Source organism: Alcaligenes aquatilis (assembly GCF_003076515.1).
GTDB classification, from domain to species: Bacteria; Pseudomonadota; Gammaproteobacteria; order Burkholderiales; family Burkholderiaceae_B; genus Alcaligenes; species Alcaligenes aquatilis.
Genome location: NZ_CP022390.1, coordinates 1 through 20885, shown reverse-complemented (window position 1 = coordinate 20885; position 20885 = coordinate 1). Strand labels below are relative to the sequence as shown.

At 49.8% G+C, this 20885-nt stretch carries 14 protein-coding genes, 3 tRNA genes and 1 pseudogene; 10 read left to right on the top strand and 8 right to left on the bottom strand.

Annotated elements, in window-relative coordinates; genetic code table 11:
- Window positions 1-24: 24 nt before the first annotated feature.
- From CA948_RS00090 to CA948_RS00075, 4 genes are all read right to left on the bottom strand, one after another.
- Entirely contained in the window at window positions 25-777 is a 753-nt protein-coding gene (locus CA948_RS00090; protein WP_094198204.1) for a DUF4880 domain-containing protein, read from the bottom strand.
- A 289-nt stretch (window positions 778-1066) separates the two neighbouring features.
- Window positions 1067-1798, bottom strand: a complete 732-nt coding sequence (locus tag CA948_RS00085) for a hypothetical protein (protein WP_238988623.1) — start codon at window positions 1796-1798, stop codon at window positions 1067-1069.
- 459 nt (window positions 1799-2257) lie between these two features.
- Window positions 2258-3046: a PhzF family phenazine biosynthesis protein gene (locus CA948_RS00080; RefSeq protein ID WP_108726984.1), complete on the bottom strand. Its 789-nt coding sequence runs from the start codon at window positions 3044-3046 to the stop codon at window positions 2258-2260.
- 258 nt (window positions 3047-3304) lie between these two features.
- Entirely contained in the window at window positions 3305-3658 is a 354-nt protein-coding gene (locus CA948_RS00075) for a MarR family transcriptional regulator (protein ID WP_021447165.1), read from the bottom strand.
- Window positions 3659-4219: 561 nt separating this feature from the next.
- On the opposite strand from CA948_RS00075, the gene CA948_RS00070 reads away from it, so the two are divergent.
- Entirely contained in the window at window positions 4220-5137 is a 918-nt protein-coding gene (locus CA948_RS00070; RefSeq protein WP_108726983.1) for a pyridoxal-phosphate dependent enzyme, read from the top strand.
- A gap of 212 nt (window positions 5138-5349) precedes the next feature.
- On the opposite strand, the gene CA948_RS00065 is transcribed toward CA948_RS00070, so the two are convergent.
- The 3 genes from CA948_RS00065 to CA948_RS00055 form a co-directional block, all read right to left on the bottom strand.
- The gene (locus CA948_RS00065; RefSeq protein ID WP_234354363.1) at window positions 5350-6351 is read right to left on the bottom strand and encodes an Lnb N-terminal periplasmic domain-containing protein; all 1002 of its coding nucleotides are present in this window, start codon (window positions 6349-6351) and stop codon (window positions 5350-5352) included.
- 195 nt (window positions 6352-6546) lie between these two features.
- Window positions 6547-7395, bottom strand: coding sequence for an archaetidylserine decarboxylase (gene asd / locus CA948_RS00060; RefSeq protein ID WP_108726982.1), 849 nt, complete (start codon window positions 7393-7395; stop codon window positions 6547-6549).
- A gap of 220 nt (window positions 7396-7615) precedes the next feature.
- Window positions 7616-8983, bottom strand: a complete 1368-nt coding sequence (locus CA948_RS00055; protein WP_094198199.1) for a diguanylate cyclase — start codon at window positions 8981-8983, stop codon at window positions 7616-7618.
- Between the two features lie 1466 nt (window positions 8984-10449).
- Between CA948_RS00055 and CA948_RS00050 the strand changes: the two genes are divergently transcribed.
- Entirely contained in the window at window positions 10450-11508 is a 1059-nt protein-coding gene (locus tag CA948_RS00050; protein ID WP_108726981.1) for a metallophosphoesterase, read from the top strand.
- Between the two features lie 1243 nt (window positions 11509-12751).
- On the opposite strand, the gene CA948_RS00045 is transcribed toward CA948_RS00050, so the two are convergent.
- Complete coding sequence (locus tag CA948_RS00045; protein ID WP_108726980.1) at window positions 12752-13921, bottom strand: methionine aminotransferase; 1170 nt, start codon at window positions 13919-13921, stop codon at window positions 12752-12754.
- 855 nt (window positions 13922-14776) lie between these two features.
- Between CA948_RS00045 and mnmG the strand changes: the two genes are divergently transcribed.
- The 8 genes and pseudogenes from mnmG to CA948_RS00005 form a co-directional block, all read left to right on the top strand.
- The gene (mnmG, locus tag CA948_RS00040; protein WP_108726979.1) at window positions 14777-16693 is read left to right on the top strand and encodes a tRNA uridine-5-carboxymethylaminomethyl(34) synthesis enzyme MnmG; all 1917 of its coding nucleotides are present in this window, start codon (window positions 14777-14779) and stop codon (window positions 16691-16693) included.
- Window positions 16690-17361: a 16S rRNA (guanine(527)-N(7))-methyltransferase RsmG gene (gene rsmG / locus CA948_RS00035; protein ID WP_108726978.1), complete on the top strand. Its 672-nt coding sequence runs from the start codon at window positions 16690-16692 to the stop codon at window positions 17359-17361. Before mnmG ends, rsmG begins: the two co-directional genes overlap by 4 nt.
- A 2-nt stretch (window positions 17362-17363) precedes the next feature.
- A complete protein-coding gene (locus tag CA948_RS00030; RefSeq protein ID WP_094198194.1) occupies window positions 17364-18179 on the top strand; it encodes a ParA family protein in 816 nt (271 codons plus the stop codon).
- Window positions 18180-18208: 29 nt separating this feature from the next.
- A complete protein-coding gene (locus tag CA948_RS00025; protein WP_108726977.1) occupies window positions 18209-19147 on the top strand; it encodes a ParB/RepB/Spo0J family partition protein in 939 nt (312 codons plus the stop codon).
- Between the two features lie 602 nt (window positions 19148-19749).
- Window positions 19750-19836 (top strand) — tRNA-Tyr (locus CA948_RS00020).
- A 56-nt stretch (window positions 19837-19892) separates the two neighbouring features.
- Window positions 19893-19966: transfer RNA gene (locus CA948_RS00015), tRNA-Gly, on the top strand.
- A gap of 38 nt (window positions 19967-20004) precedes the next feature.
- A tRNA-Thr gene (locus CA948_RS00010) sits at window positions 20005-20079 on the top strand.
- A 43-nt stretch (window positions 20080-20122) separates the two neighbouring features.
- Window positions 20123-20885 (top strand): annotated as a pseudogene (locus tag CA948_RS00005) (elongation factor Tu); the annotation flags it as partial.

Below are 20885 nucleotides of genomic sequence, written 5' to 3'. Positions count from 1 at the left end.
CGCTGGAATGTAAGAGGCCGACTTTTAGTCGGCCTCATTGGGAGATACAGGAGCGGGTTGAACCCGTTTCATGCCAGACCACCGGTCAACATCAAGATACTGACCCGGAATCAAGACCCGAATCTGTCGGCGCCACCATGTTCCACTGGAGACTTCGATCGAACCTGTATCCACCGCAAACGTCATTTGATCGCTGTTCAAAAAGGCCGAAAACTGCCCCTTGTTGCTGCGCGCCTGCGCAAAGCTGGAAAAGACCGTCACGCTCTTTGGTGTGGGGTCAGCCAGCAGCAAAGTGACCTGACCGCGTAATAGTTGCAGATTCAGCCTGTCCTCGTACTCGCGGATTTCGAGAGCGGAGTCGGGGCCCAATTGCACCACCGCGCCATCCACAAACCGCTGCTCCAGCGTTTGTGCCCCCGAAATCAGATGCTCTTGTCGTAGTACCCGCTCCGGCCAAAAGAAAAACACCGTCAGCGCCAAGGCTAAAACAAACAAACCGGCCAGCAGACCTCGGTGATAAGGCTTGAGCAACGCCGCCTTCTCACCCGAACTGGCCAATAAACGGCGGATTTCATGCTCGGGCGCATCCAGACTGGCGTCACAAAAATAGCAAATGTATCGATATGAACGTTCATTTTCTGGATTGTCACGACGCCAATCTTCAAACTCTCGTAATTCGGCTGCAGTCGCCTCGCCGGAGTTCAAGCGAGTAAACCAATAAGCAGCTTGTGCGTGAGCCTGCGTATGCTCCAGCAGCTCCCCTTGATATGTCGTCATAGCGGCATCTAACCTTGTTCAGTTACGCCAGCAATAGGGTGGTTTCAGCGTGGCGGCAAGTCCCTGCCGCTCGAGCCCAAAACCTCAGGAAAGGAAACCAGTAGCCACCAACTTTTTAGCTGTCTAGCTGTCAACGTTTGAAAACGTTACGTTTTTATTTTATACAAACGCTTCAAATGCTTACATTAACTCAAATTGAGCTAATCAAAACAAATTCGCCTTATTTAATTACACTCACTACAAAAAAAATGCAGATTACAGGTAAAAAAAGCCAAAATCAGGCCGTTAACTAGTGAAAATCGTCCAAAATTTGGCCGCTGAGCAGTTCGTGGAATTGTTCTTTACTGTGATCCGAACCCTCACCCGCCGGCAATACCATTTTCAATAAAAGGGGCCACTGCGGGTAAAAACGATAGTTGGGTGTAGACACACGCGTACCGGCCAAATAGGGAAATCCACCGAATTGAATTTCCTGGGCCAATCGCGCTTGGGAGAGATAAAGCAGGTCTTTATTCTTATCGACCGAGAAATAAGCGCGCTCCAACGGCAAGTTCCAGGCACGGACCTGCAAACCCTCTGCCTCAACGCGCACCATCCAGCGATCCTGATCCCGCTCTCCATTCGTATACAAGGTCCCAGCGGGTCTGGACTGCACCAAAGTACCCGCAGGTAGCTCCAGAACGAAGTCTGGAGCCGTACTCATATTGGCGGCCGCCGCATAAGGACTCCAGCCTGTAATTTGATTGCCTTTGGCCAAAAAACAGCTGACAAAACGAAAGCCGTTCATTTCCATAAGATCTTGTTCCATTTCAAGCACTTGATTGCCATCACACTGCCAACCCTCCAGCGTTGCATCGCCTGCCAGATGCAGTTTCCAACTGGAGTTTTGCAGATCGGGCCGGGGGCGCTCAAATGACAATACAAGAGCGTTGCCTATCTTCACAGCCTCTGGAAAACGGGCCCAGGACACGCTGTCTGGGTCGCCCCACACACTCAATTCCAGCTCTGTTCCGCTTGGCATATCCACCCCGGCAAAGCGGCCCGGCTCTTTTAAAACATGTTGCCGGCTAGCCAGCTCCTGTTGCTGCTTTTTTTCAAACCGATAGCTCTCCCATTGAAAAACGCTGTAGTAAGCCGCCAATACCAACAAGGGGAGCAAAAACAGGATTCGCGGCCAGGGGTTTTTCTTAAAGTTTGCCCGGCGTCGTGGCTGCACTAAAAGCGAAACCGCCCAGACCAACAGAAAAAACAGTGCGATCGGGCCAAGCGTAAGAATCAGCAAAAGTATCGAGGAGAAGGGCGCAACAGGAATCATAAGAGATCAAAAAAACATAAAAAGCCGTCATAAAGAAAACCGAACCAAAATACGCTGGCTTGTCTTTCTAACGGCTGTGCTGATAGCACGGTACTGCTGCAAGGAAAGGGCGTTACATACAGGGGAACAGCAATGCCAGGCCTGCTTATAACGCCTTAGGCCGTCTTAACCGACCTGGATATGGCCTTCCATATACATGACGGCCTGCCCCTTCAGAAACACGCGATCACCCTCTAAAGAGCAATCGAGCACCCCGCCTCGAGAAGAAGCCTGAAACGCCAGCAAATGGTTTTTCCCCAGAATAGGGGCCCAGTAAGGCAGCAAAGCACAGTGCGCCGAACCCGTAACAGGGTCTTCCTCAACACCGTGACCAGGCGCAAAAAAGCGGCTGACGATATCAAACTGGCCCGAGCCTGGCGCAGTCACAATACACCCTTCACAACCGCTGGCCAGCATGGCCGCCGTATCCACCTGCAGCTCTCGTACCTGCGCTTCCGTCTCCAACACGGCCAAATGGGTGAAGTCATTACGCCACAACTGCGCAACCTTGGTACCCAAGGCTTTTTCCAGCAACGGATTGTCATCCACACGGATAACAGGGCGCACAGGCAAGTCCATGACATAAGCCCCCCGGTCACGACGCACCGTCAACGCACCACTCAGGGTATGAAATACCACCTGGCTATCCTGGGGACGCACATGCTGCAGTACGACTGCCGCACTGGCCAAGGTGGCGTGACCGCACAAGGGCACTTCTACCGTAGGGGTGAACCAGCGCAGACCAAAGTCCTGGCCTTGTGGTACCAGAAAGGCGGTTTCCGCCAGATTGTTCTCTCCCGCAATCGACTGCATCAAGGCATCGTCAGGGAACTCGGACAACAACACCACGGCAGCAGGGTTGCCTGCAAACAAGGTGTCAGTAAAGGCATCGACCTGATAGATGGGTAAGCGCATTCTGCCTCCAAGCCTGGAAATTCAATATGAACCCTGAGTATAGAAAAATAGACTCTTTACAGGCAGGTAAATCTTGGAGCAAGCGTCTTGTTTTTATCCCTTCTTTTTTGTGCTGGGCATGCGGACTCGTTGGATAAATGCGTGTTTGCATTCCATTGCCTGGACCCGAACGCGTCCAACGCATTAGCTTCAAGCCAAAAGCTTATTGTCTACAGATACTGGAATTACACACAATGCATCACCGTATTATTGGTGAAATCAGACATTGGCGGCTTCTAACAGGCAGGCAGAAAGACGGTCAAAATGCAGCAAGGCCGCTTGGCTCAAATCAACTTGTTTGCGGCGCGTGTCCTCCGTATCACTGAGAACGATCCAGCCTTTCTCGCGCATGGACTTGAGCCGGGTGTGTATGGTCGCTGGCGATCCCAGCCGCTCTACGGCCATGACATCGCGTACCGACAAACGCAAACAATCTTTTGACGCCTTGGCAACCAGCACCAAGATACGCTCTTCAAGAGGGTCCAGGCAGGGCAAGCAAGGCAGGGTATGCAGCGAATCGGCGAGCTGCAAAAAACGCATATATATATCAGCAGGTCTGGTAGCAGTTTTCATAACAAAATCTTTATTCCTTTAAGAGCCGCTACAACAGCGCCTTTTCTAGAAATAAGTTCTGGTTATTATTGTTTTTATTCCGATCAGGCAAAGCAAAAAACAACCCTGCTTTATGGCCGGAGTGATTGGAATGGTTTTTTGTGCGTATCACGCATCTAAAATTAAACGCTTGAGACCGGGCCTGCATCCTATGTAGAAAGAGGTCTTGAGTCGGGCAGTTTGGCTAGCATTTTATCAGATAAGCCCTTGATTTAGCTTGGACACTACGGTTCCGAAGAAGCTAAATTGTAAGAAGGTGCAGACTATCAGACAGATAGTAAGCTGCCTCACATTAAACGCTAATAAAGAGACTGGGTGCAAAGAACGAGGGCAGTTACCGAACCCAGGCTCTTTGCTATAAACATCCTTACCAAATCGTTTCCCGCACGCTTGACCTGACCGCCACCAGACACTGCTCAATATTTTCAGCCACATATGTTTCAGACCGATAAAATGGGGTGAACAGGGCCTTGAGCACTTATCATGCCCCACAGATCACTATAAAATCTGGAACGATAAGAAATGATTCTTCACCTTGAGACACCACTTATTTACTCACATGCCTTGAGCGAACCACTAGGCAAACAAATCTGGTTGAAAATGGATGCATTGCAACCTAGCGGATCATTCAAAATTCGCGGTATTGGGCACCTATGCCAGCATCACGCTGAACAAAACAAGAAACGCTTTATCATTTCCTCGGGTGGCAATGCAGGGATTGCTGTCGCTTACGCCGGGCGCCGGCTCACCATACCCACCCTTGTCGTCGTTCCCGAAAGCACCAGCGAACACGCCAGACGCCTGATTCAACGGGAAAAAGCCGAACTACACGTGGTCGGCAAGAACTGGCAGGAAGCCCATGAATATGCGCTGACCCTGGTGCAAGAAGATGATGCCTTGATCCATCCCTTTGACGACCCTTTGCTTTGGGAAGGCCATGCCAGCCTGATTGCTGAAGTGGCCCAAATGGGCGTGCAGCCCGATGCCGTCTTGCTGGCGGTAGGGGGAGGAGGCTTGCTAAGCGGCGTCGCCCAAGGTCTGCGAGAGCAGGGTTGGGACAAGACCACCATTATTGCTGTCGAAACCGAGGGCACAGCCAGCCTGGGCGAATCAGTGCGGCAACGCCGGCACATCACACTAAGCCAGGTCAGCGGGGTTGCCACCTCGCTGGCAGCTCCTCGTGTTTGCGATCAGGCATATGCCGTTAGCCAGTCCCAACCCACCACCTGCATTCAGGTCAGTGATGCCCAGGCCGTCAGCGCTTGTTTACGTTTTCTGACCGACCATCGTGTTCTGGTGGAACCCGCATGCGGCGCAGCGTTATCGACCTTGTATCTAGATCACGAGGCCTTAGCCCCTTACAAAAATATTCTGGTTGTTGTATGTGGTGGCAACACCATGACGCTAGAGCAACTAGTGCAGTGGCGGGCAACTCCTTAAGCCGCCTCAGGAAAAAGATCTCACGCAGTAAGATTTATTTTTTTCAAGCCAATCTTATTCCTTAAGCCGGAGATTTGAAATAAAAAACCCCATCATATGTTTTTTTACATGATGGGGTTTTATTTACTTCTTTGTTTTTGAAACGATCTAATTATTAGATCATAACAAGAAAAACATATGTTTCACGTGGAACAAAAGCACCTAAAACAGCCTTAAAAGGGCTTTACGAGAGGCAAACCCTGTCGAATTAGGGCTGAGAAATCCTGCCCTTCCCGCTGTGACAAGGCTCTTGGATTGATGTAACCCAGTTGCTTCAGTTCCTGAAAACTATGGTCGGGTGCCAAAGCATTCAAACCATACACATACTCGTCCAGATAGCCCGACGCCAGCACACGCCAGTCCCACGGTACGCCATCCACGATCCTGGAGACCATGTCATAAACAATGGTGGTGCAGTTAGCCGTCAACGTGTTGTAGAAACGGGGAGTAGTCTGCAATTGCTGGCCTTGCTTTACATACGACAAGAACAAGGCCTGCATAGCGGGTTTAGCTAAATCCACGCTGTACATGTATACGTCTTCGCCGCGAATATTACTGCGAGTACGCACAATATCCTGCTCTGTTGCCGCGACCAGACTTAACTCAAAGTCTTTGAAAAAACCGCCTATTGCAGAAAAAGCCTCATGCTTTTCCTTGCGTATCTCTACCGAAAACACCACATGACGGCCATCTTCAAACCCGAAAGACACCAGGGTATGGGCAATCACTGGCCCCATCCAGTACGAAAGAAACATATCTACCGATTTGAGTGTCTGCAAATCATAGTCCTGGCTTATCCAATGCTCGTCAAAATCGGTCTCACTGCGCCAGGTAAAGTCACGCACATTGTGCAAAGTCACAATCGAACCATTGACCTGTCCATCGCTTATTCTGGCGACATCAGGAGCCCATTCCCGGTCATTACTAGGCACAATACTGCTCCACCAGCCCACCAGCACCAAAAAGCCCAGCGCCTGAGGCACAAAGAGCCAGTTCTTGCCCTTACCCAAGGCGTACAGACTCAGTACAGCCACCGCGACCCAGCCGGCCAATGCCAGCCAGCGTCCAAGGCTTGCCGAAAGCTGAAATTGCAGTGCAAGCGTCCCCCAGACCGCTACTACCAAGACCAATAACAAGACCAAAATCTTGATCACCATCGCCCCCCACCTTTTCATACCTACTCCACCTACACCTTAAATACAAATTGATTTTTAAGCGCTGAACCGTCAACCATGCCCCCACGCTACGCCTTCGGCTTGCTACCCCTCAGGGGGAGTTTTTTGCCGAGGGCACCGAGCCTTGGGGCGGCCCGACGACAAAAAAAACCTGTGTCCACTTGAACACAGGTTTTACTCATTAGAAAACAGGGTTTAGCCCTGATAGCCCATCGCCTGACCTTGACGAATGATGCCTTGCGGCTGCCAGCCAGGATCAAAGCGGTATCCGCTTTCTTTAGGAAACAGCATCACAACAGTAGAGCCCAGCAAGAATCGACCCATTTCCTGCCCCTTTTCCAAGGCGATACCCTGGCCGTCATAATTCCATTCGTGAATCTTGCCATCACGCGAGGCATTCACCACACCGTGCCAAACCGTGACCATACTGCCCACCACCGTCGCCCCCACCAGCACCAGTACGAAAGGGCCTTGCTCGGAGTCAAAAAAGCAGACCACACGTTCGTTACGCGCAAACAGGCCAGGGACACCACGCGCTGTCGTAGGATTGACCGAGAACAAGTCACCAGGCACATGAATCATGCGCTTGAGAACACCCGCGCAAGGCATATGCACCCGGTGATAGTCGCTGGGACTCAAATACAGGGTTGCGAACACCCCATCCTGATAGCGAGCAGCCTCCTTGGCGTCACCACCCACCAAAGCGATGGTTGAATAGCTATGGCCTTTCGCCTGGAACACCTCGGCGCCCTGAATAGGCCCCAGTTGGCTAATAGCACCATCGACAGGGCTGACCAGTGCCGTATCCGCGATAGGGCGGGCGCCCGGGCGCAAGGCGCGGCCAAAGAACTCGTTAAACGTAGTGTAGCTAGCTGGATCGGAGTTTTCCGCCTCACTCATATCGACCTGGTAACGGTCAATAAAGCGCTTGATAGCCCAGGTCGTACGCCCGCCCAAGGGCTTAGAGGCCAAGCCGCCTAGAAACTCGGTCAGAGCCTGTTTAGGAAGGAGATACTGGGGTAGAACAGCCAAACGGGGATGCATAAAATCAGCTCGCAAACAAATCCTGCTTCAACCTGAGGCCAAAGCATTGATGCCATTCAATGTAATTGTGTTTATCGCACCACATCCGGCCCGGGACAAGCACTTCACAGGCCACACACAGTCAGAAATCAGGCGGCAAACACTGGCAAGAACAGAACAATACGCACTTGTAGCACAGGTTGCTGCCATACGACATAAAAGGGTGGGCAAGCGTGCCCGGTCAAATGTACACAACCCGATCGCGGCCTTCTTCTTTGGCTTGATACAAGGCGCGGTCAACCCGGCGCAACGTACGCTCGTAATCCGGGTGGCCATCGTACAGGGCCACGCCAATACTGGCAGTGATATTCATGCTCTCCCCATCCACAACCCGGAAGGTTTCCGCATGAATGCGAAGACGCAAATTGCGGGCAGCACGCACTGCTCCATCCCCATCCACATCGACCAATACCAGGAGGAACTCCTCGCCGCCAAGACGGAATACATAATCACCGGCACGAGCACTATTGCTGAGCAGCTCGGCAAACTGACGCAAGATGCGGTCGCCCGCATCATGTCCGTAGGTATCATTGACACGTTTGAAAAAGTCTATATCCACGGCCAGCAGCGCAAAACGCGATCCCCGCTGCTGGGCATAGCCCACTTCACGGCTAAGCACTACAGGTAGGTATTTGCGGCTTAACAGGCGGGTCAACACGTCCCGGCCAGACTCCAGCTCGTTTTGCTGCTCAAACAAGCGATCCAGGTGCAAACCAATCGCCCGGGTTCGATCACGCAGCTCGTGCAAGCGCGAAATCTGTCCTTTCGTGTCCCCTTGTTCGAACGCGGGCATCAACTCGGTATCAATCAGGTTCATCAGATCCAGGATCTCACGGCTCTCTACCGTGCCCTGAAACGCATGAGCGCCCTTATGTTTGAACCAAATACCGAAGTCCGAATCTCCAATTCGCGGGGCAGGCGTCACGCCATTGTTGACCGCCATCGCAAACATAAAGAGATTTTCCCAATCCAGCAGTGCGGCACGCTGTCGCCCACGCTCGGCTGCCGCGTTCTGCACAATGGCAAACAGGCGATAAGACTCTTCAGCACGGGATTTACGCTCACGAGAATTGGCATAGGCATGGCTCATCAGCTCCATCGCCAAGTCAATAAAGCTCTGAACGTAACGAAAGCACTCCCACGCTTGCTCAGAGCTGACAGTCGAGGACTCAAACAAAAAGCGGGCATAACGCCCCTTGAGCAAGCGTGCGCCGCGCAGCACCAGATGAACAGGTACCCCCACCCGTGCGTGGACCTCGCCAACCTGATTTTGCAGCCTGACCTGGTCCTGCATATCACTGTGCTCATCTACCGAAAACAGCTGAACCAACCAACTGCGCAAGGAACGATGCAAACGCTTGTGCACCTGTTCATGTGACAGATACACCTGCGCAGCAGGATGCTTGAGCATATGCGTATAAAAGTGGGTCGCAAGCTCGTCCTGGTTATCTTGAGTGATAGTCAGCACATGAGCACGGACTGCCAGGGGCACTTTCTGGAGCAAGCCATGCCAATCCTGAGCGGCTTCTTCGATATTCGGTTGAGACATGAAGTACGGGGTGAGTAGCGAGACGATACTTAAGGATTAAACAGCCTTGGCGGCAATTGTTACATGAGGGGAGGTTTCGCGCTATTTCTTATAGCGATACAAGCCACAGGCTAGCAGGAGAATACCCTTGCTATTGCCAAGGAAAAAACATACCCCTTAAAGATAAGTGGGTGATACCACCCGCCACGACAGCAGCATAGTGTCTATGCACTCAAGCAAGCCCCTGTTTTGCCTTACTGTGGCGGCGATCTGTGCTTCAAACTCAAGGCTTTGTCGCCCCAATGCCCTGGAAGTTCCACGGTGAGCAGATTGTCCTATCAAAGCAGATAGCTGACTAAACAAATTACCCGCTATCGCCAAAAAGCCACGCTCGGCATCCAGGCTGAGAACGGTCGATCAAGCATGCCCAGGCTAAAGAAGCTGAAGCAGGCCGAGACAGAATCTGGGTTTATATCCAATACAGAGAAAACATCCAGATCTACATGGCCACAGCACGCCGGGTCGGGTCGGGTCGGGTCGGGTCGGGTCGGGTCGGGTCGGGTCGGGTCGGCAGATAGGTTCCACCGTTAAACCTGATCATTCAATGTTTATTGCTCTGCTCCAAGCCATTCTTTTATTTATCTACAAAGCGAAGAAAGAAATCAACTGATAATCAAAGCAAATAACTGGAGGACAGGGATAAACAGATTCAAATTATTGATTAATTTCTTTTTTTTAAAAAAATATTAATCAACAAAAAAACTGTCTATATAAAGGAAAGACGAATAGCAAGAAAACAATCCAACTAACAATTAAAAACAATAAATCGGACTGCTAATTTTTTATTTCCTGTAGATAAAAATAAAAACTAGGGTGAAAAACAAAACCAATATATTGAATCACAAAGATAGGAGTTTGTTTGGGCCAGAGAAACTAATAACGGTCGTGATAGGCCAACTTATCCACAGGCTTGCATAACAAAGAAATCCACAATTTTATTAACAAAATAGATTAAGCCAAAAATGAAAATATGGAATCTATTAAAAATAACCGTTAATAAGAAAGTGAATAGTTTGTGGATATTATAAAGGCTTAATTCTTGCTCAAACAGGGTACGGGTACAAACACCGACCTCAGCTCACCCAGACGCTCCCTGAAGGGGGGATCCAGCCAGAAAATCAGTCAAGGATTGGGCAAAAAAGCTATATTTAAGGCCACGACTAGCCTTGAAGCCCTGTGGATAAGCTCCAAGAAGGCCTGTTGTGGACGTGCTGTGGATGAAAGGGGGATAAGTCACCTATCTTTGTAGACCTCAAAATTTGTCCAGTTTTGGTCCACCGACTCCATCAAGGTGGTACACAGGCAAAAATGTTCAATAAGTCACTGAAATTAAAGGTAAATTTTCATCTATGCGACTTATCCACAGACACCCATTATCCATTACCAGTTATATATATAGTTATTATTAAATAAAGATATCTTCACCCATGCCCAACTTTCTTGTACAGCCCTTACCTTCAGGTTCTTTAGACATCATCGGCGATGTACATGGAGAACTTCAGGCCTTGCAACAACTGATCCAAAATTTGGGCTACCAAGAAAATGGCTCTCATCCAGAGCAACGTAGTCTGATATTCGTGGGAGATTATTGTGATCGAGGTCCAAACAGTCCGGCAGTCATTGAATACCTTAAGTTCTTGATAAATAAAAATAAAGCAAAAGGAATATTAGGTAATCATGAAATCAATCTGCTGATAGACGATGCAAAAGATGGATCAGGTTGGTATTTTGACCAACGATATCAGTCAGATTTAAAAAATTACTCGCCATTTACGCGTGTAAAACCAAAGAATAAAGATGAAATTAAAAAATTTTTAAGCTCATTACCTATCGTATTAGAAAGAAACGACCTCAGAATTGTGCATGCCGCCTGGAATAATTCAGCAATTGATGATATTCGATCGGTTAAAAGCGAAAATTTTCTTGATTTTTTCTTCGAATGCGAGCGTAAAGCGGATACTTATGCAGAAAAAGAAGGAATTCTGGATAAATATCTAGCTGCAAAACAGGAATGGAAAGAAAAAATCGAAGATCCAGAGGCGTTGGTGCCGTTATTGCAGGCCTACATTGACTACGATTTGATCAAAAATGACTTCAACCCCATCCGTTTGCTCACTTCCGGGACTGAAGGACCGGCAAATCGTCCCTTTTTTGCGGGTAACCGATGGCGTTTTTCCGACCGTACCCCTTGGTGGGACAGTTATCAGGACGATATTCCGGTGATTTTTGGTCATTATTGGCGCCAGCTTTTTCCTCAGCCGACAGCGAAAATGTCTAAATACTCCTTGTTATTCAAGGATATAGATCCTTTTTCCTGGCACGGAGCGAAGAAAAACACATTTTGCGTGGATTTTTCCGTTGGGGCTCGCTGGCGTGATCGCCGTAAAGATCAGGAGCCCGAAGACTCCGCCTTTCACCTGGCCGCTTTGCGTTGGCCTGAGAAAATCATCATGACGGACACCGGTTTTACGTATCCAACCCGCTAAATTCACTTTTCTGCTCGCTGTTACAATTTTCTTTTCTGTGGATAAGCTCTAGGAAGGGCATTGTGAACAGGGTGTGGATACATAAGGCATAAGTAGGTGCTTCTTTGTGAAGTATAAAAGTTGTACCTAAACCATCCACCGGTAAGCGTTAGATCTATCCCCGGAAAAAAAAGGTCTAAGTTCTTGTTTTATCGTTGTTAAAGACACTTGTTCGACTTATCAACAGGCCTCCATCCATTAATTCTAATAAAAGATTTAAGTGCTTGTTATATAAGATAAGTTCAACTCCTTGCAGGCCAGGCCCCAACCCTTTGCAAGCCAAAAGTTCTCGACTAAGATGCAGTCCATGAACAAAAATCACGATCTTGCTCGAAGCTGGCTTATGCGACTTTTGCATGCAGGAATTTGAACCGCAGAAGTTGAAAATTCATTTTCAGCATCAAGCAAGGTCGACTTTGCTATCAAGTCACTTGGGGTTTTCGTCAGTATGAGAAAAACTCAAATAAAGGGTCTGATAGCAAAAGAGGGGAGTTCTATCTGGAAGATTTGTTTGGCCAAGTATTAACTATGGTTTCAGGGATTGTTGCGCCTGGAGCTTGTACTAGGCCAATCTTGTTTGAATTTTTGACTTATCCACATTTTGTGGGTAAGGCGTGTGTTGATGCTCACACTCGTCTTACGTTGTTGGAAAGGGTTTGATGAACTGTGTATTTTCACAGATAGACAGTAAGTGAAAAGTACGTAGTTTTGTAATAAGTCCTTGTTTTATATCTATATTTTTCTTTATTTTAATGTTGAAGTCGTTTTCTTTGCTGATGGTGGGGACTGAAGCGCAGAAGCTGTAGCGTTGGCTTGTGCTTGTTTTTATCAAAAGAAAAGAAGTGATAACTGGGCAAAAAATCAGGTTTACCCCCAAAGTTATCAACAGGATGACTCTTGAAGACTGAATTGCTTGTTTCACCTTTGACGCTTTGCGGGGTGCAAAACACGGGTTTTGTGGTCCGTGTTCCATGTTTTGGGTCTCAAAACGCTTGCGATGTTTTGCAGTGCAGCGATCCGTCTTTTCTGGCTGCGAAAGGACAGATTAGCGCTGTCGTACTTGTCCACAAAAATCGGGAACAAAAAAACCCCACGCTGCGCCTTCGCGCTTGCTGCCCCCCAAGGGGAGCTTTTTGCCTTGGGGTGGCCCGGCGGCAAAAAAAACCGCCTATCGGCGGTTTGAAAAACAAGATGAAGAGAGGCTCTAGACCTTTTTTAAGCGTTCAATAGCCTGATCTAAGGTGTTGTGCTGCTTGGCAAAGCAAAAACGCAGTAAACGATGGTTAGCCTGTGCAGAATTGGGTTCCAGATAAAAGGCTGAGACAGGAATCGCGCCTACTCCGTAGTTCTGGTTCAGGTACTTGGCAAAATCCAACTCGGACAGCTCCGAAATATTTTCATAGCTGGCCAATAGGAAAAAAGTCCCTTCACTGGGCATAGGTGTGAAGCGGGTGTTTTGCAGACCTTGGTGCAAATGATCGCGCTTTTCCTGGTAGAAAGCAGGTAGGCGCTCCCAGGTAGCAGGATCCTGCATATAAGCGGCCAAACCGGCCTGTAAAGGGCTGGGAACGGTAAAGACAGTGTATTGATGGACCTTACGGATTTCCGTGCTGAGAATGGCTGGAGCACAGCAATAGCCTACTTTCCAACCTGTAGCGTGGAAGGTCTTGCCAAAGGAAGAAACAATCACTGCTCGTTCTGCCAGACGGGGACGGGTAGCCAGACTTAAATGTTCTTTCTGATCGAAGGTCAGATGTTCATAGACTTCATCGGACAAGATGATCAAAGGATGCTTTTCTACAATCTGTTCCAACGCATCCAGGTCCTGGGGCTGCAATAGGGTACAGGTCGGATTGTGCGGAAAGTTAATCACCAGCATGCGAGTCTTGTTGGTGATGGCTTTTTCCACACGCTCCCAATCCACGCGGTAGTAAGGTACAGACTCGCTAGGCGCTGTCATGGGCACGGTAACAGGAATACCTCCTGCTAGCTCGATGGCGGGGATATACAAGTCATAGAAGGGCTCGATGACAATGACTTCATCGCCTGCATGCACAAAGGCTTGAAAACTGGCCATCAAGGCCTCGGTCGCGCCACTGGTAACGGTAATCTCCGTATCCACGTTATAACAGTGGCCATACCGAGCGAGTGTCTTGTTGGCAATAGCTGCCCGCAGGGCAGGGTAGCCAGCCATGGCGGGATATTGGTTAATACCATCGAGCATGGCTTGGTGTACGGCCTCAATCAGAGCCGGATCTGGATTGAAGTCTGGAAAGCCTTGTCCGAGGTTGATCGCTTTGTAATCCAGGGCCAATTGGCTCATGGTAGTAAAGATGGTGGTGCCCACAGAAGGGAGCTTGGATGTGATCTGCATGGGTCAACGGATAGGAATAATAAAAATGCACCCGTGCTTCAGATTTGAGCAAAAGTTGGGCGGCGTAGTATCAGATAAATTCTTGACGAAAATACCATAGATTCCACGCTTTTCCGTTGATCGTGGAACCCTGGGTTCAGGACAGTTTCTTACATCGATATAGCTGTTCCCTATATACAGTCCGAACTTTGTTTTTCTGGTGTGTCTGGCAGCCCCGTTGTGACTGCAGGAATTTTTCTGATAGACCTGTGTCTTAAACCTGAGCGTCTAATCAAGCTTCATATTCTCAGACAGACCGGAGATAAAACGGCATTTTTAAAGCACTGCCTGGTCTCGCCCACAAGCCTGGTCTTGTCTGAAGGATCTCTTTTTGTTAATTGATTTTGTCTGCAGACAAAGTAGTCAGATTGGCAAATTGGGAGCTATCCCTTCTCCTTCTCAGCGCAAATTCCCTTGTCACCTGACTGTTGCGCTGTGCTCCTATTTATCTGGCAGTGTTTTTTTGATTGTTCTGTTATCCACAATTTTGCTCTCTACTTGGATTGCCTTTACCCACTTGCTGGAGGGTAGCCGCTTAGATAGCTACTTTTATGGGGTTTAAGGGTGATAAGCGCGCCTTTTATAGCTTCGCTCCTGGGCGTGTTATGGTCAAAAAAAACCTTTGAAAGCATAACCCACGCGCCGTAGTCGGGCCTGGGGATAAAAAACGGTCTGTTTCTCCACAAAGTTATCCACAGTGGTATTTACGCAAAAAACTGTGTTCCACGTGGAACAGATATTGGTTTCATGTGTTTCACGTGGAACATCCAGTGCAGGTAATCGTATAATTGATTTTTATTTTTTAGCTGTTCTGACATGATTTATCCCGAAGAGTTTGACGTTATTGTCATAGGCGGCGGACATGCTGGTACCGAAGCGGCTTTAGCGGCAGCTCGAACCGGTGTGTCTACCTTATTGTTAACCCATAATATGGATACCTTGGGGCAGATGTCCTGCAACCCTTCTATTGGGGGGATTGGCAAGGGGCATTTGGTTAAAGAAGTGGATGCGCTGGGCGGGGCGATGGCTTTGGCCACCGACCATGCTGGTATTCAATTCCGCACCCTGAATAGCTCCAAAGGGCCAGCCGTGCGTGCAACGCGTGCACAGGCAGACCGCTCTTTGTATCGCAAAGCTATCCGCGAGGTTCTGCAGAATCAGCCCAACTTGATGGTGTTCCAGCAGTCGGTCGAAGACCTGATTGTGGAAGGTGATCGGGTGGTAGGGGCTGTCACCAAGATTGGTTTGGAGTTCAAAGCCAAATCCGTGGTTCTGACGGCAGGTACCTTTTTGAATGGCTTGGTCCACGTAGGTCTGAATAATTACTCGGCAGGCCGGGCAGGGGATCCCCCCTCCATCAGTTTGGCCCACCGCCTGCGGGAACTGCAATTGCCACAAGGGCGATTGAAGACAGGGACCCCTCCACGCATTGATGCCAACACAATCGATTTTTCTCGTCTGGAAGTTCAGCCAGGCGATAGTGATCCGATTCCGGTGTTTTCCTATATGGGTGATGTTTCCATGCATCCCCAGCAGATGCCTTGCTGGATTACGCACACCAATGAGCGTACCCACGATATTATTCGCTCGGGCCTGGATCGCTCGCCCATGTATAGCGACCAGGGCACCATCGAGGGTATTGGCCCACGTTACTGCCCATCGATTGAAGACAAGATTCATCGCTTTGCAGACAAGAGCAGCCACCAAGTGTTTCTGGAGCCTGAAGGCTTGAGCACGACTGAGATTTACCCTAATGGTGTCTCCACCAGTCTGCCTTTCGATATCCAATTAGCAATGGTGCGCAGTCTGCCTGGCTTGGAAAATGCCCGTATCATGCGTCCCGGCTACGCGATTGAGTACGATTATTTCGATCCCCGATCTCTGTATCCGACTTTGGAAACCAAACAAATTCGTGGCTTGTTCTTTGCCGGCCAGATTAATGGCACGACGGGTTACGAAGAAGCAGCCGCACAGGGCTTGTTGGCTGGGGTGAATGCCGCCCGTTTGGCGCAAGGTAAAGAACAGTGGTACCCACGCCGTAACGAGGCTTACCTGGGTGTGTTGGTAGACGATTTGATTACCCGTGGGGTGACCGAGCCGTACCGCATGTTTACCTCTCGCGCGGAGTATCGTTTAAGCCTGCGGGAAGATAATGCCGACCAGCGACTGACGGAAATGGGTCGCGAATTGGGGCTGGTGGATGATGTCCGCTGGGATCAATTCAACCGTAAGCGCGATGCTGTCGCACGTGAAATTGAGCGCTTGAAGGGCACCTGGGTGAACCCTCGTAGCTTGCCCGCTGACCAGGCCAATGCACTGTTAGGCAAAAATATCGAACGGGAATACTCTTTCTTCGATTTGCTCAAGCGTCCCGAAGTGGACTATGCAAAGCTAATGGCTGTACTCAATGATCAAGGTGTCCCCGTAGCAGGCCCCGGTCTGGACGATCCGGTGTATGTTGAACAGGTTGAAATCCAAGTGAAGTATGCAGGCTATGTGGCGCGTCAACAGGACGAGGTGACTCGTCAGGCAGCGCTGGAAGAGCAGGGCATTCCGGAAGATTTGGATTACGACGATATCAAAGGATTGTCGATTGAAGTGCGGCAGCGCTTGAAGGCTGCAAAGCCTTTGACCATTGGCCAGGCCGGACGTGTTCAGGGTGTGACACCTGCGGCGGTGTCTTTATTGCTGGTTCACCTGAAGCGCAAGCAAAAAAACAAACAAACGGTATGAGCGACATTTTTTCAAAACGCCTGAATCAGGCCCTGCTGGATTTGGGTCTGGATCAGGATCCTGCCTTGGTGCGCAAGCTACTGGATTATATTAATCAGTTGCAGCGCTGGAACCGTACCTATAATCTGACTGCCCTGCGTGACCCAGATCAAATGCTGGTGCAACATATTTTTGATAGCCTGTCTATTGTGCGCCCGTTTCAGAATTACCTGGCCGGCCGCAATCAATCGGCTCAAGAATCGGTTCGGATTGTGGATGTAGGGTCAGGGGCTGGTTTGCCGGGGGTTGTTTTGGCAGCATCATGTTCCACGTGGAACATTACTTGCATTGATGCTGTTGAGAAAAAAATGGCATTTGTTCAACAAATGGTGGGGGCTTTGTCCTTGCCTAATTTGTCGGCAATGCATGTGCGTGTAGAGCAGCAGGAACCCATGCAGGCAGATATTGTGGTTTCCCGAGCTTTTTCTTCGCTGCTTGATTTCGTGAATTTGGCAGGCAGGCATGTTCTACCAGGTGGGCGCATTGCAGCTATGAAGGGTAAAGAGCCTGACTTGGAAATAGCCGCATTGCAATCGGAAAGTAACTGGCAAGTCGAACGAATAGAATCATTAACCGTACCGGAGCTAGAGGCACAGCGTTGTCTAGTGTGGTTGGTGCAGCAAGGATAATCATGAGTAAAAACGACGAAAAATCTCCCCGTGCCTATGTGTTCTGTATTGCGAACCAAAAGGGTGGGGTAGGCAAGACAACCACCGCGATCAATTTGGCCGCTGCACTTGCGGTACTGAAGAAAAAAGTTTTGTTGATTGATCTGGATCCCCAGGGCAATGCCACTATGGGTAGCGGTATTGATAAGAACAACCTGTCTGGCAATTTGTACCAAGTACTGATTGGTGATGAAAGCATTGCTAATGTAAAGATACATTCAGAAACAGGTGGTTATGACGTCTTGCCTTCCAATAGGGAGTTGTCGGGCGCGGAAATCGACCTGATCCAGATGCAAGAGCGCGAGCAACAACTTAAACAGGCTCTGGCACAGGTGCTGGACGATTACGATTTTGTGCTGATCGACTGCCCACCTACCTTGTCGCTGTTAACGCTCAATGGCCTGGCTAGCGCGCATGGGGTCATCATCCCCATGCAGTGCGAGTACTTTGCTCTGGAAGGGCTCTCGGATCTGGTCAATACGGTTAAACGGGTCTATCGCAATATCAATCCGGATCTGCAGTTGATTGGTTTGCTGCGGGTGATGTTTGATGGTCGTGTCACCTTGCAGCAGCAAGTCTCCAATCAGATCGAGACCCATTTTGGCGATAAGGTATTCAAGACGGTGGTGCCACGTAATGTGCGTTTGGCTGAAGCGCCAAGTCACGGTATGCCAGGTATTGTCTATGACAAGAACTCCCGGGGTGCCAAGGCCTATATGGACTTTGGCAAAGAGCTGATCAAGCGCTTGAAGAAAGACTCCCGCAGCGATAAGGCATAAGGCACACAAGAATCAATAGGAATGTAAGCATGGCTACACGAAAACCAAAAGGTCTAGGTCGAGGCTTGGATGCCTTGCTCGGCGCAGACACAGGCGCTATCGCAACTATAGGGAAAAAGGGCGAAGCGGCGGTAAGCGATGGCCCGCCTTCCAACCTGCCCGTTAAGCTGCTGAAGGCAGGGGTATATCAGCCGCGAACTCGAATGGACGAGGGAGCCTTGAATGAGCTGGCCGAGTCCATTCGCGCCCAAGGTGTGATGCAGCCAATTTTGGTGCGTCCCTTGTCGGGTAAGGATAAAGGCAAGTACGAGATCATCGCTGGTGAGCGTCGTTTCCGCGCGTCGCAAATTGCAGGTCTGGAAGAAGTCCCCGTCCTGGTGCGCGAAGTTGGCGACGAAAACGCCGCCATCATGGCTTTGATTGAGAACATTCAGCGTGAAGATCTGAATCCGCTGGAAGAGGCACAAGGCGTCAAACGTCTGCTGGACGAGTTCGGGCTGACCCACGAGCAGGCTGCTCAGGCTATTGGCCGCTCGCGCTCGACCACCAGCAACCTGCTGCGTCTGATTAACCTGGCAGAGCCTGTGCAGATTATGCTGCTGGCCGGGGACATCGATATGGGGCACGCCCGTGCCTTGCTGGCTATGGACGCTGCTCGTCAGATCATGCTGGCCAACGAAGTGATTGCCCGCCGTCTGTCGGTACGAGAAACCGAGAAACTGGTTGCCCGTGCCCTGCATGAGGATGACGAACCTGCCAACAAACAGGCTCAGAACAAGGCCAGTCGCAATGGGGACGTACAGCGCTTTGAAAAAGTGTTGTCTGACCACTTGGGGACTAAAGTGACCTTGAAGGTGGGGGCCAAGGATAAAGGTCAGCTGCAGATCGCGTTTCATGGCTGGGAGCATCTGAACGCCTTGTTGGAAAAGCAGGGCTTGTCATCCCTATTGGAGCAAACGAACGATTAAGCCAGGCCCGCATTAAGCTGCAAACAATGTGATTGCCATTGAAAGAGCCGACCACAGGTCGGCTTTTTCGTTGTTATGAGCCGCGTTTTGTTAATGGTCCGCAGCTTCCTGTAAAAAAGAAGCGGCAAGAAGGAGATGGATTAGAAAAACTTCTGAAATGATGGATTTCCCCTTCCTAAAGCTGTTGGACAATCCAACCTTGTTTGCGGGACTGCTCATGGTTGCATGATTATTCAGATTGCTTGCTTGTGCTCCAGCCAGTAGAAAACAGCAAGATAAGGACCTTAAGGAGGAGAAGGAAAGAGTAGGGAAGATGCCTGAAAGCCGGATTAAAAGCAGAAAACCTGATGTCGTATCTTTTGCTTACAAAAATAAGCCCTGAAAACAAGAAAAAATCTATGTGTTTACCCGCATTCCGTCCTGTTTGTCTGGTTTTGAATGCGCTCAAAAATGGTATCCCCGGCGCCCCAAGACAGTGGCAAAACCAGTAAGGAAACCGGTCAAAATCAGTTTTTTTTTAGATTTTCATCGAATTATTCGGTTTTATTCGTAAAAGACTTGACGACTTCGCAAAACATGCCCATAATTCGATTTTCGCTTCGGGTGGGATGTCCGAGTGGTTAAAGGAGGCAGACTGTAAATCTGTTGGCCCTGCGCCTACGTTGGTTCGAATCCAACTCCCACCACCAGCACTTTTCTAAAGTCAGCCAGCAAGGCGGCTTTAGGAGAGGGTGAAGAAAAGTCTGCGGGTGTAGCTCAATGGTAGAGCAGAAGCCTTCCAAGCTTAAGACGAGGGTTCGATCCCCTTCACCCGCTCCAGGTTTAAAATCTTTGGCCATTCTGGGCTGAAGTTGAATGCCCATGTGGCTCAGTGGTAGAGCACTCCCTTGGTAAGGGAGAGGTCACGCGTTCGATCCGCGTCATGGGCACCACATCTCTCTTCTCTCTATCGTTCTATCCCTTCAGGAGTCTGCCATGGCTAAAGGCAAGTTTGAACGGACTAAACCGCACGTCAACGTCGGTACTATCGGTCACGTTGACCACGGTAAAACCACTCTGACCGCTGCAATCTGCACGGTTCTGTCCAAGGCATACGGCGGCGAAGCACGCGATTACTCGCAGATCGACAACGCCCCTGAAGAAAAAGCACGTGGTATCACCATCAGCACCTCGCACGTTGAGTACGAGACGCCTAACCGTCACTACGCACACGTTGACTGCCCCGGCCACGCTGACTACGTCAAGAACATGATTACGGGTGCTGCCCAGATGGACGGCGCTATCTTGGTTTGCTCGGCCGCTGACGGTCCAATGCCCCAGACTCGCGAGCACATTTTGCTGAGCCGTCAGGTTGGCGTTCCTTACATCATCGTGTTCCTGAACAAGGCCGACATGGTCGATGACGAAGAGCTGATCGAACTGGTTGAAATGGAAGTTCGTGAGCTGTTGTCCAAGTACGACTTCCCCGGCGACGACACCCCGATCATCAAGGGTTCGGCCAAACTGGCTCTGGAAGGCGACGAAGGCCCATTGGGCAGCCAAGCTGTTCTGGCTCTGGCCGAGGCGCTGGACAACTACATTCCTACGCCTGAGCGTGCCGTTGACGGTACCTTCTTGATGCCTGTTGAAGACGTGTTCTCGATCTCTGGCCGTGGTACGGTTGTGACCGGTCGTATTGAGCGCGGCATCATCAAGGTTGGCGAAGAAATCGAAATCGTGGGTATCAAAGACACGGTCA